Genomic DNA, 14,093 nt, shown 5'->3' with positions numbered 1-14,093 from the left:
CATCAACAATGATGCCCCGAAGAGGCTGCGCTGGAGAGGTGACAGAGATCACCTCACTCCATGCGCATCGAACAATCAGATGCCGGCAGTCAGCTGCGGACGGCCAAGGAAGCTGGTTCGGGTGGGCGGCGGCGAGAGTTGCTTGAGGTCGCCGTCGGTCATGGCTGCCAGGATCTTGATGGCGCTGTGGCCCTGTTCGATGGCGATACCGAACTGGATGCTCTCGATCAAACGACGCAGACGCTTGGGCGAGTTGCGTTGCTCCGCGCTGAGCAGGCGTTTGGCGACCACACCTGACTCATTCGACAACGTCAGCATGATGGTCCCGTCGAGACCCTGAATACTCAGGTTGACCCGGTAGTCGGGGTGGAAGGCGTCAGTGATCAGTTGAAAAGGGTTATCCATGGCCTGTTACCTGTTAACGATCTGCATAAGTTGACTGGGGGTGAATCCCTTTAGTTCTCGAAGCCGATCAACGGTTAATGATTCCTGCCCTGGCCGCTCTCGCTGAAGTCGCGGTGATATCCATCAGTGGTCCGTTGAAACGTCGTCTCATTGAGCGAGTCACTGCGCGCGGAGCTGTTAAGCATGCGGCGTGCAGGTGAGGTGTAAGCTCGACGATACAAAGCTTGCAGGGTTTGGGCCACAAGGGACGAAAGGTGTAAATGCTTTCAACAGGTGGACCGCGGGCCGCTGAATCGAGAAGCAGGTCATGGTTTAGGCGTCCATTTTGTACTGGCTAACTGTTTGGATAATTCCCACTCGGCACCATTTGCGCGCCCCATGCGTTCTTTGTGTGCGAAAGGTTGGCCAGTGAAGTCGCCGCGTGTTTAGCGCAGCTCACAAGGCGAACGTTCGGCGCTTGACGAACGCGCAAAAAGAAGGGGCGGGCCCTTTCCGGGCCCGCCCCTCCATCAGCAGTTCAGTGTTTCAAGGCTGCTGCATCAGCCGTGCAATGCTTCATCCTTCTCGAGAAATTCTTCTTCGAGCAACGCGTCAGCACTGACCGGCTCGTCATCCAGATCGCTTTCAATCACCGGCGCCGCGCCGCGTTTGTTGCCGCGCAGTTTTCCGAAAAGATGTTCCAGGGCGTGGTCCAGTTTGACCGCTGCGCCATCCACGGCTTGATCAATCGAATCGGCCTTGTGGGTAACGGAAATGGGTTGGTGTCCTTTTGGCCGGGCTTCCATCTGGCAACGGATGTCATGGGGGCCGGGCTTATCGCCGTTCTCGTCGTTGATGTGGACCTCAACGCGGGTCAGATCCTCTTCGTATCGTTCGAGCGTAGTTTCAACCGTGGTTCGTACCCACTCCTCCAGACGGACACTGTTTTCGATGTGGTTATCGCTGTTGACCTGGATTTGCATAGTTCTTCCCTTACTTTGGCTTGCTCGGGAGAGTCTGGACGAGGTGTTTTTCGTCTGCCCTCATTCACAGTGTTGGCGCCGATCCACGAACAATTCAACCCCTTGGAACCGAGAATATATTTCGCGGACGCGGGAACTCGACCGGCAAGTCCATTTTTACTGGGCTGCGCCTTTTCAGGGTCTGGTTTCAGGCGCTGCAGATTTGTTGCGAGATTCGTCGGACATCTTTTGCGCATGAGAATATTTATCATTAATATCGCGCCTCGCATCCTCTCACCCAGTGCCTGACCATGATCGATCAGCCTCCGTCCTTGAACTCAGCGTGTCAGGACCTCGACCACGAGGCCCCGAAAGCTGCACGCGCGCGGTTTCTGGAGGTGTTTCTGTCACAGCGCCCGCAAATGGAGGCGCTGGTCAGCCGAAGGGTGGGTTGCCGGGCGACGGCGGCGGACCTGGTGCAGGACCTGTTTCTCAGGTTCTGGAGGCGTCCGCTGGTGCAGGTCGAGGAACTCAACACCTACCTGATGCGCTGCGCTGGCAATATCGCCATTGATCATCTGCGTAATGAAAGCAATCGCGCCCGACTTAGCGATGAGTTGCTGCCTGACGCGCATCGGCCCGAGACTGACGAACCCCAGGCGGCGCTGGAGGCGAGCAATGATCTGCGCCACATCGAAGCGGCGTTGCGCGGATTGCCGGAGAAAACCCGGCAGATCTTCCTGCTCAACCGTATCCATGGGCGCAAGTACGCCGAGATCGCCAAGGCCATGGGCCTTTCGCAGAGTGCCGTGGAGAAACACATGATGCGCGCCTTGCAGGCCTGCAAGGCGAGCGTTAATGAGGACGCCGCGCGGGTTGTGCCCCTTGGTGGGAAATCCGGGGGCTTACGTCGATGAACGCCGTTTCTGTTCAAAATGCCGATCCGCACACCATGGCGCTGAGCTGGCTCAGTGTGTTGCACAACCAACCGACGGTCGCCGATCAGGCGTGTTTTAGCCGCTGGCTGCACGCCGACCCCGCCCATGCCGAGGCGTACGCTCAAGCCCAGGTGCTGTGGGAACTCAGTGAAGAGCCTGCCGCCACACTGGCCGAAGAGGACGCCGCCGCGCTCGACGCCTTGCTGCGGAAAATGGACGCGCCCACGCCGCAAAGGCTGCCGCGTTGGGGAGCGGCGCTGGCGATGGCGGCGTGTCTGGTGCTGATGGTGAGCGTCGGGATGGGCTGGAATCCGCAGCGCTGGGCAGAGGATCTGAGCGCCGATTATGTGTCGGCACCGGGGCAGGTCCGGACCGTGGCGCTGGCCGACGGCTCGCAGGTGACGATGGACGCTGACAGCGCGATCGCCGTGCATTTCGATGCGGGTGAGCGGCACGTCGAGTTGCGCCGTGGCGCCGCATTCTTTCAGGTCACCCATACCGGCCAGCCGTTTGTAGTCGATGGCGGACGCGGGGAAACCCGGGTGCTGGGCACGCAGTTCGAAGTGCGGTTGCAGCCCGTCGGGGCGCAAGTCACCGTGCTTTCGGGACGCGTTGGCGTAAAGGCGGCCTCCGATGCGCGGCAGCAGATTTTGACGGCCGGTCAGCGGGTCACTTATGACCGCGAACGCACCAGTGATCCGCAGCCTGTCGATAGCGAAAGCCAGTTGGCCTGGCGTCAGGGCTGGCTCAATTACGCCCGCACGCCGCTCGCCGATGTCATCAGCGACCTGAACCGCTATTACCCGGGGCGAATCATGTTGCTCAACGATCAGCTGGCCGCGAAGACCGTCAGCGGCAGCTTTCCCAGCCGCGATCCGCAGGCCGTGCTGGCGGCGTTGAAATCCGTCGTGGGGTTTGAACAGTACGAAGCGCTCGGGCGCGTGATCGTGATCCGTTGATCACAGGCGAGCTGTTGCGGTGTAGCGCATTCATACGGGGTTGATCGATGTGAGAAGTGGGTATGTCGTTTGGGTTGTAGCGGTCTGGAGCGCGTGCGCTCAGGCAGCCGTGCCGGCCTACGACTTTTCGATCCCGGCCAAACCGCTGCCCCAGGCGCTGAGGGATTTCAGTCGGGTGACAGGGCGGGGCGTGATTTACACCCAGGAAACGCCCTACGCCGTGGATGCCCCGGCGGTGAACGGCTCGTTCAGTGCGGAGCAGGCGTTAGGCGTGCTGTTGAGCACGTCTGGCCTCACCTTCCGCCGTGCCACCGACGACACCTTCACGCTGCAATCCCGACCCGCCGAGGGCACGGTCACCCTTGGCGCGACGCAGATCGATTCCACACGCAGCGGTGCCTACAGCTATCAGCCGCCTGCTGTGACATCGGTGATGCGCAGCGCAACCCCGCGACTGGAAAACCCCCAGGCGGTGAGCGTCGTTCCGGCGCAGGTGTTGAGCGATCAGGCGCCGCGCAACCTCGATGACGCGCTGGCAAACGTAAGCGGCGTGACCCAGGGCAATACCCTCGGCAGCACCCAGGACACGCTGATGAAGCGCGGTTTTGGCGACAATCGCGACGGTTCGATCATGCGCGACGGCATGCCGGTGGTGCAGGGCCGCAACCTGAATGCCACCGCTGAGCGCGTCGAAGTCCTCAAGGGCCCGGCATCGCTGTTGTATGGCATTCAGGACCCGGGCGGGGTCATCAATGTGGTCAGCAAGCGCCCGCAGTTGCAGTCGGCCAACGCCCTCACGGCTCGGGGTTCGAGCTACGGCGCAGGCAAAAACGGCAGCGGCGGAACACTTGATAGCACCGGCGCCATTGATGGCGCTGAAGGGGCGTCAACCGGTCTGGCGTACCGCTTGATCGTTGACCACGAAGACGAAGATTACTGGCGCAATTACGGGGTGCACCGTGAGTCGCTGGTGGCGCCATCGCTGGCCTGGTATGGCGATGGCACCGAAGTGCTGGCGTCCTACGAGCACCGGGAATTTCTCTCGCCGTTTGATCGCGGCACGGCCATCGATCCGCGCACCAACCGTTCATTGAACATCCCAGCGACCCGGCGTCTGGACGAGCCGTTCAATAACATGGAAGGGCGTTCGGACCTGTATCGATTCGAGGTCGACCACACCTTCGACGACAACTGGAAAGGCCACCTCGGCTACAGCTATAACCGCGAGACCTACGACGCCAGCCAGGTGCGCGTGACCGCCGTCGACCCGGCAACCGGCACGCTGACCCGCTCCATCGACGGCACCGGCAACGCCCTGAGCACCGATCGCTTCACCACCCTGACCCTGAACGGCGATACCTCACTGGCCGGCATGCGGCACGAGCTGCTGATCGGCGTCGATGACGAATACCGCAAGATTGCGCGCGGTGAGTTAATTCGCCAGAAAAGCCAAAGCACGTTCAGCTATTTGAATCCGGTGTATGGCCAGGAAGCGGAGGGTACTCAGGTCAGTGCGGCGGACAGCCATCAGCTAGACATTTTGCGCACTGACTCGGTGTTTGCTCAGGATTCCGTGCACCTCACCGATCGCTGGATTTTCGTCGCGGGCGCGCGTTATCAAGTGTTCGATCAGCAGGCAGGCAAAGGCTCGCCGTTCATGCGCAACACCGATCTGAACGGGCAGAAGTGGATTCCGCGAGCCGGCCTCGTTTACCGCTACAGCGATGAACTGTCGGTGTATGGCAGCTACACCGAGGCCTTCAAGCCCAACTCCAGCATCGCCACGCTGGCGGGCGGCACCGTGCTGGATTCGGCGACGCCGCCTGAAGAATCGAAAGCGTGGGAGCTGGGTGCCAAGTGGGATTCGTCCGATGGCATCAGTGCGACGCTGGCGCTGTTCGACATCAGAAAGCGCAACGTGCTGGTGGCGAATTTTGACTCGCTGACGGCGAACACGGTGTACACCACCGCAGGTCAAGTCCGCTCGCGGGGTCTGGAGCTGGACGTGAGCGGGCAGCTGTCAGAACGCTGGAGCCTGATTGGCGGTTATGCCTTCACTGATGGCTGGGTGGTTGAGGACCCGACATTGAAAGGCAACCGCTTGCAGAACGTGCCCCGGCACAGCGGGTCGGTCTCGGCGGTGTACGACTTTGGCGCGGTGATGGGAGCGGACCGTTTGCGAGCGGGCTTGGGCGGCCATTACGTCGGCGAACGCCCGGGCAATCCGGATAATGATTTTGATCTGCCCGGCTACACCGTCGCCGATGCATTCGCGACCTACGAAACCCGTCTGGACGGGCAAAAAGTGAAGTTTCAGCTGAACGTGAAAAACCTGTTTGATCGCACGTATTACAGCTCGGCGGTAAGCCGTTATTTCGTGTCGCTGGGGGATTCGCGGCAGGTGGTCATGGCGACGACGCTGGAGTTCTGAAGGTCTTCCGTTCCGAGGCGAAGTCCTGGCGATTTACGCAAACCCTGTAGGAGTGAGCTTGCTCGCGAAGGCTGTGGTCCGGCCAGTAAGCGGTCGGCGGATGTACTGGCCCCTTCGCGAGCAAGCTCACTCCTACAGTTGATATAGGTTGGGTCAGTTGGAGTGGGTGACTTGAGGAGCATTTACTGAAACGCAGCCCGGTACTCACTCGCCGTTGCGCCGACTGACTGTTTGAACCGGTTGCTGAAGTGGCTGGCGCTGGCGAAGCCGCATTCCAGGGCGATCTCGCCAAATGGCTTGCGCGTCGAGCGCAGCAGCTCCCGGGCGCGGTTGAGGCGTCGGGCGAGCAGGTATTGATGGGGCGGCAGGCCGAAGCTTTCGCGGAACATCCGCGCGAAGTGGTATTCCGACAACGCGCACATGCCCGCCAACTGGCCGAGGCTCAAGGGATCGGCCAGATTCAGCTCGATGAACTCCACTAGCTGACGGCGCAGGTGCGGCGCCAATCCGCCTTTCAAGCGCAACCCTTCGCGCAGCCCCACCTGGCGCAGGACCATGTGATCGAGCAGCTCATGGGCGAGACTGCTGGTGAGCATGCGTTCGCCGGGCTCGCTCCAGTCCATGCGGATCAGGCGATGAAAGCGCTCGGCCTGCAACGGATCATCCAGAAACGTGTGCTCCTGCAACGCCAGCTGGCGTGGCTCGCGATCCAGCAGCGTGACGCAATTGAGGGCGAACTGCTCGGGGCTGATGTACAGATGCGCCAGCCGGATTTCCCCGTTCACCACCCACGAAGACTGATGGCCGGCCGGCAGCGTGCAGATCTTGTCAGGGGCGCCTTTCTTGTCTGGCTGATCGCGGCGGAACGTCCCGGTGCCGCCGTCGATGTAGCACGACAGGGTGTGGTGCGTCGGCGCGTGGTAGTTCTGCGCGTCGTGGCGGTTGTTCCACAGCGCCGCCATCACCCCGTCGCCCAGGGGCGCGCATTTCTCCAGCTGCGCGTGGGGCGAGCTGTTCAGGGATTGAAAAACCTGGATGGTTTCGAGTGACGACATGGGGACTCCTCTACGCCTCGCATCCTACTCCGCGCCAAGCCGCCTGCCAGCGGGGCGACGATCAAATGCGCAAGTTTCTGCAAGTGAGCGCAGACCCGCGCCGCCAGACTGAGGCTTCACTGGAGAGCCTGACATGAACATCACGTTGTATCTGCTGACCGTTTTGATCTGGGGCACGACCTGGATCGCCTTGAAACTGCAACTGGGTGAAGTCGCCATCCCGGTGTCGATCGTCTATCGCTTCGGCCTCGCGGCGCTGATCATCTTCGCCCTGTTGTTGGCGACCGGGAAACTGCAGAAGGTCAATCGGCGCGGGCAGCTCATTTGTCTGGCGCAAGGGCTGTGCCTGTTCTGCGTCAACTTCATGTGCTTCTACACCGCCAGCCAGTGGATCCCGACCGGTCTGGTGGCGGTGGTGTTTTCCACTGCGACACTGTGGAACGCGCTCAATGCGCGGATCTTCTTCAAGCAGAAAATCGCGCGCAACGTGTTGATGGGCGGCACTTTGGGGCTGATCGGTCTGGCGTGCCTGTTCTGGCCGGAGCTGGCCGGGCACAGCGCCAGTCGCGAGACCTTGATCGGCCTGGCGCTGACCCTGCTCGGCACGCTGTGTTTCTCGGCGGGGAACATGCTTTCCAGCCTGCAACAGAAGGCCGAACTTCGCCCGCTGACCACCAATGCCTACGGCATGCTGTATGGCGCCACGATGCTGTGCGTGTATTGCGTGCTGAGCGGCACGCCGTTCGCGTTTGAGTGGAACGCGCGGTACATCGGCTCGTTGCTGTATCTGGTAATCCCGGGTTCGGTGATTGGCTTTACGGCTTACCTCACTCTGGTCGGCCGCATGGGCCCGGAACGCGCAGCGTATTGCACGGTGCTGTTCCCGGTGGTGGCGTTGAATGTGTCGGCGTTTGCCGAAGGCTACCAATGGACCGCCCCCGCGCTGATGGGGCTGGTGCTGGTGATGGCCGGCAACGTGCTGGTGTTCAGGAAGCCGAGGGTGGTTGTGCCGGTGGGCGCGAAGCTCGCGTGAGGGCTAGCGGGCGCAGAGCGCCGGGAGCGGCATTCCCACGAAGACCGTGGGAACAATCATATCTCGAGTGAGCCCACCCTCACGTGGGAGCGAGCTTGCTCGCGAAGGCTTTCTCGGAGCCAACGAGGCTGACTGCCCCGGCCCCTTTGTGAGCAAGCTCACTCCCACAAGGGCTCACTCCCACTAGAACTGTGACGCTCAGCCCTTCCACACCTGCGCATTCACCAGATCCTGCGGCTTCTCGCCCAGCAGCGCGGCGCGCAGGTTGGCGTAGGCGCGGTCGGCCATGGCCTGGCGGGTTTCGTCCGTCGCCGAACCGATGTGGGGCAGCGTCACCGCGTTGCTCAGCGCAAACAGCGGCGATTCAGACAGCGGCTCTTTTTCGTACACGTCCAGACCGGCGCCGCGAATGGTGCCGTCCTGCAGCGCCTTGATCAGCGCCCGTTCGTCGACGATCGGACCGCGGGCGATGTTCACCAGAATCGCGCTCTTCTTCATCAGCGATAGCTCACGGGTGCTGATCAGGTGCGTGGTCTTTTCGCTGAGTGGCACCACCAGACAGACGAAATCCGACTCAGCCAGCAACTGATCCAGCGTACGGAATTGCGCGCCCAGTTCCTGCTCGATGGCGGTCTTGCGGCTGTTGCCGCTGTAGAGGACGGGCATGTTGAAGCCCAGACGACCGCGTCGTGCGACCGCTGCGCCGATGTTGCCCATGCCCACGATGCCCAGCGTCTTGCCGTACACATCAGTGCCAAAGTGCGGTGCTTCGATGCTGCGCTTCCAGTTGCCGGCCTTGGTGTAAGCGTCCAGTTCGGCGACGCGGCGGGCGCTGCTCATGATTAACGAGAAGCCCAGATCGGCTGTGCTTTCCGTCAGCACGTCGGGGGTATTGGTCAGCATGATCCCGCGTTCGGTGAGGTAGCCGACGTCGTAGTTGTCGTAACCGACCGAAATGCTCGACACCACTTCCAGCTGCTTCGCGCTCTCCAACTGCTCGCGCCCCAGCTTGCGACCGGCGCCAATCATGCCGTGGCTGTGGGGCAGGGCTTCGTTGAACTGCGCGTTCAGATCACCCTTTTTCGGATCGGGGATGATCACGTTGAAGTCTTGCTGCAGGCGCTCGGCCATTTCCGGGGACACGCGGCTGAAGGCAAGGACGGTCTTTTTCATCGGATAGCTTCTCTCGGCAGGTCAGAAGGGCAATGCGTAGCACGCTAACATTCTTGCCGAGGGATTGGCAGGGTTCCGCCGTAACGCTCACGTGATGACTAAACCGTCTCCGGCAACACATGGGTCTGCAGGTCCGCTTCATGGGCGGCCATGATTTCCGGCAGGGACCCGCGCAGGTACTCGACCCAGGTTTTGATCTTCGCATCCAGGTACTGCCGCGACGGGTAGATCGCGTACAGGTTCAGCTCGTGGGAGCGGTACTGGGGCAGTACTCGCACCAGCGAGCCATTACGCAAACCCTCGATCGCCGAGTAGATCGGCAGAATCCCGATGCCCATGCCGCTGCTGATCGCTGCCTGCATGGCGTCGGCCGAATTCACCAGAAACGGCGAGTTGCCGATGGTCACGGTTTCCTGACCTTCCGGGCCGTCGAACGCCCACTTTTCCAGCGGGAACACCGGGCTGACCAGACGCAGGCAGGCGTGATTGAGCAAGTCGGCCGGTCGATGCGCCATGCCGAACGCCTTGATGTAGGCGGGCGAGGCGCAAACGATGCTGTAGGTGATGCCCAGTCGCTGGGACACAAAGCCCGAATCCGGCAGCTCGCTGGCGAGCACGATGGACACGTCGTACCCCTCTTCGAGCAGGTCCGGGACGCGGTTGGTCATGGTCAGGTCGAACGACACGTCCGGGTGATTGCGCCGGTAGCGGGCAATCGCGTCGATGACATAGTGCTGGCCTACGCCGGTCATTGAGTGGACTTTCAACTGCCCGGCCGGGCGCGCATGGGCGTCGCTGGCTTCGGCTTCCGCTTCTTCCACGTAACCGAGGATCTGTTCGCAGCGCAGCAGGTAACGCTTGCCCGCTTCAGTCAGGGCGATGCGTCGCGTGGTGCGGTTGAGGAGTCGGGTTTGCAGGTGGGCTTCGAGGTTGGAGACAGCGCGCGAAACGTTTGCGGTGGTGGTGTCCAATTGAGCGGCAGCAGCGGTGAAGCTGCCCGCCTGCGCCACGCAAGTGAAGGCGCGCATGTTTTGCAGAGTGTCCATTGGCCGTTCTCAGGTGAGATAGCAAATTGTGACATGAAGTAACTGATCCATGTCAGCCATACCAAAGGATTATCTCCTGTTCGGTAACAAAGATTCGCAGAAGTCCCGGCTTATCGCCGGACTGGACGCCCCCTAGAATCGCCGCATCATCGATTCCCCCTCCATTCAGGTAATTGCAGCAGTGCCGCGTCGTCTCGTCAGAGGGCTCAAGCCCCTCAGTGTGTGGGCTTTAACGTTACTCATCAGCGGCTGCATCGGAACTGGCGGAATCGCCCCACAAGGCACAGCGTTGTCCCCCGACGCGCTGGCCACCGACGACGCCATCAAGGCGGCCGACACAGACGCCCACTGGCCGGCCGGTCAGTGGTGGCGCGCCTATGGCGACGAACAACTCAATCGCTGGATCGAACTGGCCGCGCTCGGCAGCCCCAGCCTGGCGATTGCTGCCGCGCGGGTGCGTCAGGCCAAGGCCATGGCGGGCATCGCGGAATCGGCGGAATCCCTGCACATCTCCGGCGACAGTACGCTGAAACGCCACAACTGGCCGACGGATCAGTTCTACGGTCCGGGTGAGCTGTCGAACACCAGCACGTGGGACAACAACGCGTCGCTGGGCCTGAGTTATTCCCTTGATCTGTGGGGCCAGGAAAGCAATCACTCCGAACAGGCGCTGGACATGGCGCACATGAGCGCGGCCCAGGAGCGTCAGGCGCAGCTGGAATTGCAGGACAACATCGTCCGCGCGTACATCCAGTTGTCCCTCAACTACGCCCAGCGTGACATTGCCCAAGCCACACTCGCGCAACAGCAGCAGATCGTTGATCTGGCCCAGCGCCGTCTGAAAGGCGGCATCGGCACCCATTTTGAAGTCAGCCAGGCCGAAGCCCCGCTACCCGAAACCCATCGTCAGATTGACGCGCTGGACGAGGCAATTGCCCTGAGCCGCAATCAGATCGCCGCGCTGGCGGGCAAAGGCCCAGGCGAGGGCGCACGTCTTCAGCGCCCGACGCTGTCGCTGAATGCCGCGTTGAAACTGCCGTCGGCGTTGCCGGCCGAATTGCTGGGGCAGCGTCCGGACGTGGTCGCCAGTCGCTGGCGGGTGGCGGCGCAGGCGCGGGGCATTGATGTGGCCCATGCCGGGTTTTACCCGAACGTCGATCTGATGGGCAGCCTGGGTTACATGGCCACTGGCGGCGGCATGCTGGAATTCCTCGCCGGCAAGAAATTCAATTACAGCGTGGGGCCGGCGATCACCTTGCCGATCTTCGACGGCGGGCGTTTGCGTTCGGAGCTGGGTGTGGCGTCAGCGGGTTATGACGAAGCCGTCGCGCAGTACAACCAGACCCTGGTGATGGCGCTGAAGAGCATTTCCGATCAATTGATTCGCCGCGAGTCGATGGAAAAGCAGCAACAGTTCGCCGATCAATCGGTAGCCGCCGCGCAGAAAACCTACGACATCGCGATGGTCGCCTATAAACGCGGCCTGACCGATTACCTCAATGTGCTCAACGCGCAGACGCTGTTGTTTCATCAGCAGCAGGTGCAGCAACACGTCCAGGCCGAACGCCTGACGGTGCACGCAGAATTGGTGGTGGCGCTGGGGGGAGGGTTGATGGCGGGCAATGATTCGCCTGCGCCGGAAAGGACCGCTGTGCCGAAAACGCCGGTGTCGCTGGCGGTGTTCGATAAATGATGCGCTCCGGCAGGGCCTGGCGATGAGCGCCGCTTTTAACTGGCTCAAATCCCTCGAATGGCGTCGCGGCCTGAACGATTGGGCGCGCAGTGATGGCGTGACGTGGATCTACATCGGCAAAGTACTGACCGCGGCGTTCCTCACGTACTGGATCGCCATGCGCCTGGAACTACCGCAGCCGCGCACGGCCATGATCACCGTGTTTATCGTCATGCAGCCCCAGAGCGGTCAGGTGTTCGCCAAGAGTTTCTATCGCTTGCTCGGCACCGTCGCCGGCTCCGTGGTTATGGTCACTCTGATGGCGTTGTTCGCGCAAAACAGCGAGCTGTTCCTTGGCAGTCTGGCGATCTGGGTCGGTTTCTGCTGCGCCGGGGCCGCGCGCTATCGCAACTTCCGCGCCTACGGTTTTGTGCTGGCCGGCTACACCGCCGCAATGACCGGGCTGCCCGCGCTCGCGCACCCGGACACCTCATTCATGGCCGCCATGTGGCGGGTGCTGGAAATCTCGCTCGGCATCGTTTGTTCGACGCTGGTCAGCGCGGCGATCCTGCCGCAAAGCGCCGGCGCGGCGATGCGCAACACCTTGTATCAGCGCTTTGGCACCTTCGCCCAGTTCGTCATCACCGGCCTGCGCGGCGAGAGCGATCCGGCGTCCTTCGAGGCCAGCAACGTGCGCTTCATCGCCGATGCCGTGGGACTCGAAGGCCTGCGCGCGGTCACGGTGTTCGAAGACCCGCACATGCGCCGCCGCAACGGTCGATTGAATCGCCTGAACAGTGAATTCATGACCATCACCACGCGCTTCAACGCCCTGCACCAATTGCTGGAACGCTTGCGTCGACGCGGTGTGACACCGGCCGTTCAGGCCATCGAGCCCGGCCTGACTGCGCTGACTGGATTGCTGGAGCCTTTCGCCGGTCGCGCGCTGACCAACGCCGACGCCGCGCTGCTCGCCAATCGCTTGAGCGTGTACAAGGCCGACTTGCCCGAGCACGTGCGCAGCCTGCGCGCCGAGTTCGTCAAGACCGAGCCCGGCGACGATGACCTGCTGGATTTCCATACCGCTTACGAATTGCTGTATCGCTTCGTCGATGACATGCACGACTACGCCCAGACCCATGCGTCTCTGGCCGATCACAACCATGCGCGGGAGAAGTGGGTCGAGCCCTTCGTCTCCACCACCAGTTGGCTGTCTTCGCTGGCCTCCGGCGTGCGCGCGACCTTTATTCTCGCGGTCATGTCGGTGTATTGGGTGGCGACGGCATGGCCGAGCGGTGCGTCGATGACCCTGGTGTCCGCCGCCACGGTGGCGCTTTCCGCGACGACGCCGAACCCGAGGCGCATGTCGTTTCAGATGGCGTGCGGGACCTTTTTGGGGGCGGTGCTGGGGTTTTTCATCACCTTTTTCGTGCTGCCGCGCATCGACGGTTTCCCCCTGTTGTGCATGGTGCTGGCGCCGGTGTTCGTGCTCGGCACGTTCCTGACCACACGGCCGCAGTGGGTGGGATATGGGCTGGGGCTGCTGATTTTCTTCAGCATCGGTTCGGCGCCGGACAACCTTACGGTCTACAACCCGTACGCGTTCATCAACGACTACATCGCCATGGTCCTCGGCATGCTGCTGTGCGCGGCGGCGGGGGCGATCATTCTGCCGCCGAACAGTCGCTGGCTGTGGCAGCGGCTGGAAGGCAATCTGCGTCAGCAAGTCAGTTTCGCCATCAGCGCGCCGCTGCGCGGAATCCGTTCCAGCTTCGAAAGCCGCACCCGTGACCTGATGCATCAGGCCTATGGCCTGGCCGCCGGCAAACCGGAAGTGCAACGCAATTTGCTGCGCTGGATGTTCGTGGTGCTGGAAATCGGCCACGCGATCATCGAGTTGCGCCGCGAGCAGGACATTCTGCCGGTGCACCCGAGTTACGCCGAATCGCAACCCTGGCGGCAGGCGATTCGTGCCATGGGCCGCTCGCTGATTCGCCTGTTCATCCAGCCTGATCGCCACAACCTGGCGCGCAGCCTGTCGGCCGTCGATCACGCCATCGTCTGCGTGCAGAATACCGACGAGCCCTTCGCGCCACACTTCGACACCTCGGCATTGCGCCGGGTGAAAAGCTACCTGCACTTCATCCGCACCTGCCTGCTGGACCCGCAATCGCCGCTCGCGGGCGCTGCGTCAGAGCAGGCGTCTGTGGCCTCGCCCCAAGGACAACTCAATGCCTCGTGAACTCGCCTTCCACGGCGTGTACATGCCGACCGTGACCGTCATGTTTCTGGTCGCGATGGTGCTTTCCTGGGCGCTGGACCGCTTCATGTCCGGGCTCGACCTGTACCGTTTTTTCTGGCATCCGGCGCTGCTGCGTCTGAGCCTGTTCAGCTGCATTTTCGGCGCCATGGCGCTCACTGTTTACCGTTGAGGCACGTT

At 62.0% G+C, this 14,093-nt stretch carries 12 protein-coding genes; 7 read left to right on the top strand and 5 right to left on the bottom strand.

The annotated features are described in order from the left end of the window. Positions 1-75: 75 nt before the first annotated feature. Together ABEH28_RS19605 and ABEH28_RS19600 are read right to left on the bottom strand one after the other, a co-directional pair. On the bottom strand, positions 76-405 hold the full coding sequence (locus ABEH28_RS19605; RefSeq protein WP_282371920.1) for a DUF3509 domain-containing protein: 330 nt from the start codon (positions 403-405) through the stop codon (positions 76-78). Between the two features lie 539 nt (positions 406-944). Next, on the bottom strand, positions 945-1,367 hold the full coding sequence (locus tag ABEH28_RS19600) for an HPF/RaiA family ribosome-associated protein (RefSeq protein WP_065991892.1): 423 nt from the start codon (positions 1,365-1,367) through the stop codon (positions 945-947). Between the two features lie 290 nt (positions 1,368-1,657). Between ABEH28_RS19600 and ABEH28_RS19595 the strand changes: the two genes are divergently transcribed. From ABEH28_RS19595 to ABEH28_RS19585, 3 genes are all read left to right on the top strand, one after another. Then, positions 1,658-2,263: an RNA polymerase sigma factor gene (locus tag ABEH28_RS19595; protein WP_346630862.1), complete on the top strand. Its 606-nt coding sequence runs from the start codon at positions 1,658-1,660 to the stop codon at positions 2,261-2,263. Then, a complete protein-coding gene (locus ABEH28_RS19590) occupies positions 2,260-3,243 on the top strand; it encodes a FecR family protein (protein ID WP_346630861.1) in 984 nt (327 codons plus the stop codon). The genes ABEH28_RS19595 and ABEH28_RS19590 overlap by 4 nt, the downstream gene beginning before the upstream one ends. 109 nt (positions 3,244-3,352) lie before the next feature. After that, entirely contained in the window at positions 3,353-5,674 is a 2,322-nt protein-coding gene (locus ABEH28_RS19585; RefSeq protein WP_346630860.1) for a TonB-dependent receptor, read from the top strand. Between the two features lie 182 nt (positions 5,675-5,856). On the opposite strand, the gene ABEH28_RS19580 is transcribed toward ABEH28_RS19585, so the two are convergent. Then, on the bottom strand, positions 5,857-6,729 hold the full coding sequence (locus ABEH28_RS19580; protein ID WP_346630859.1) for an AraC family transcriptional regulator: 873 nt from the start codon (positions 6,727-6,729) through the stop codon (positions 5,857-5,859). Positions 6,730-6,862: 133 nt separating this feature from the next. Between ABEH28_RS19580 and ABEH28_RS19575 the strand changes: the two genes are divergently transcribed. After that, on the top strand, positions 6,863-7,762 hold the full coding sequence (locus ABEH28_RS19575) for a DMT family transporter (protein ID WP_346630858.1): 900 nt from the start codon (positions 6,863-6,865) through the stop codon (positions 7,760-7,762). A gap of 198 nt (positions 7,763-7,960) precedes the next feature. On the opposite strand, the gene ABEH28_RS19570 is transcribed toward ABEH28_RS19575, so the two are convergent. Further along, positions 7,961-8,935, bottom strand: coding sequence for a D-glycerate dehydrogenase (locus tag ABEH28_RS19570; RefSeq protein ID WP_346630857.1), 975 nt, complete (start codon positions 8,933-8,935; stop codon positions 7,961-7,963). Positions 8,936-9,033: 98 nt separating this feature from the next. Next, complete coding sequence (locus ABEH28_RS19565) at positions 9,034-9,981, bottom strand: LysR family transcriptional regulator (protein ID WP_133772022.1); 948 nt, start codon at positions 9,979-9,981, stop codon at positions 9,034-9,036. A gap of 181 nt (positions 9,982-10,162) precedes the next feature. On the opposite strand from ABEH28_RS19565, the gene ABEH28_RS19560 reads away from it, so the two are divergent. From ABEH28_RS19560 to ABEH28_RS19550, 3 genes are read left to right on the top strand one after another with little or no spacing between them, the layout of a single operon-like run. Next, positions 10,163-11,674 (top strand): efflux transporter outer membrane subunit, encoded by a 1,512-nt coding sequence (locus tag ABEH28_RS19560; protein WP_346630856.1) that lies wholly within the window; start codon positions 10,163-10,165, stop codon positions 11,672-11,674. A gap of 22 nt (positions 11,675-11,696) precedes the next feature. Further along, entirely contained in the window at positions 11,697-13,895 is a 2,199-nt protein-coding gene (locus tag ABEH28_RS19555; protein WP_346630855.1) for an FUSC family protein, read from the top strand. Then, entirely contained in the window at positions 13,885-14,085 is a 201-nt protein-coding gene (locus ABEH28_RS19550; RefSeq protein ID WP_065991906.1) for a DUF1656 domain-containing protein, read from the top strand. Before ABEH28_RS19555 ends, ABEH28_RS19550 begins: the two co-directional genes overlap by 11 nt. Positions 14,086-14,093 lie beyond the last annotated feature (8 nt).

This window comes from Pseudomonas sp. Ps21-P2, assembly GCF_039672565.1.
Taxonomy (GTDB): Bacteria; Pseudomonadota; Gammaproteobacteria; order Pseudomonadales; family Pseudomonadaceae; genus Aquipseudomonas.
The sequence above is the reverse complement of the archived record's forward strand: the minus strand, read 5'-3'. Positions and strand labels throughout refer to the sequence as shown.

Bases quoted from the DNA above. Each gene is read 5' to 3' on its own strand.
- ABEH28_RS19565 (WP_133772022.1), bottom strand. From the start codon at position 9,981: ATGGACACTCTGCAAAACATGCGCGCCTTCACTTGCGTGGCGCAGGCG.
- ABEH28_RS19580 (WP_346630859.1), bottom strand. From the start codon at position 6,729: ATGTCGTCACTCGAAACCATCCAGGTTTTTCAATCCCTGAACAGCTCG.
- ABEH28_RS19555 (WP_346630855.1), top strand. From the start codon at position 11,697: ATGAGCGCCGCTTTTAACTGGCTCAAATCCCTCGAATGGCGTCGCGGC.
- ABEH28_RS19595 (WP_346630862.1), top strand. From the start codon at position 1,658: ATGATCGATCAGCCTCCGTCCTTGAACTCAGCGTGTCAGGACCTCGAC.
- ABEH28_RS19575 (WP_346630858.1), top strand. From the start codon at position 6,863: ATGAACATCACGTTGTATCTGCTGACCGTTTTGATCTGGGGCACGACC.
- ABEH28_RS19600 (WP_065991892.1), bottom strand. From the start codon at position 1,367: ATGCAAATCCAGGTCAACAGCGATAACCACATCGAAAACAGTGTCCGT.
- ABEH28_RS19605 (WP_282371920.1), bottom strand. From the start codon at position 405: ATGGATAACCCTTTTCAACTGATCACTGACGCCTTCCACCCCGACTAC.
- ABEH28_RS19590 (WP_346630861.1), top strand. From the start codon at position 2,260: ATGAACGCCGTTTCTGTTCAAAATGCCGATCCGCACACCATGGCGCTG.
- ABEH28_RS19570 (WP_346630857.1), bottom strand. From the start codon at position 8,935: ATGAAAAAGACCGTCCTTGCCTTCAGCCGCGTGTCCCCGGAAATGGCC.
- ABEH28_RS19550 (WP_065991906.1), top strand. From the start codon at position 13,885: ATGCCTCGTGAACTCGCCTTCCACGGCGTGTACATGCCGACCGTGACC.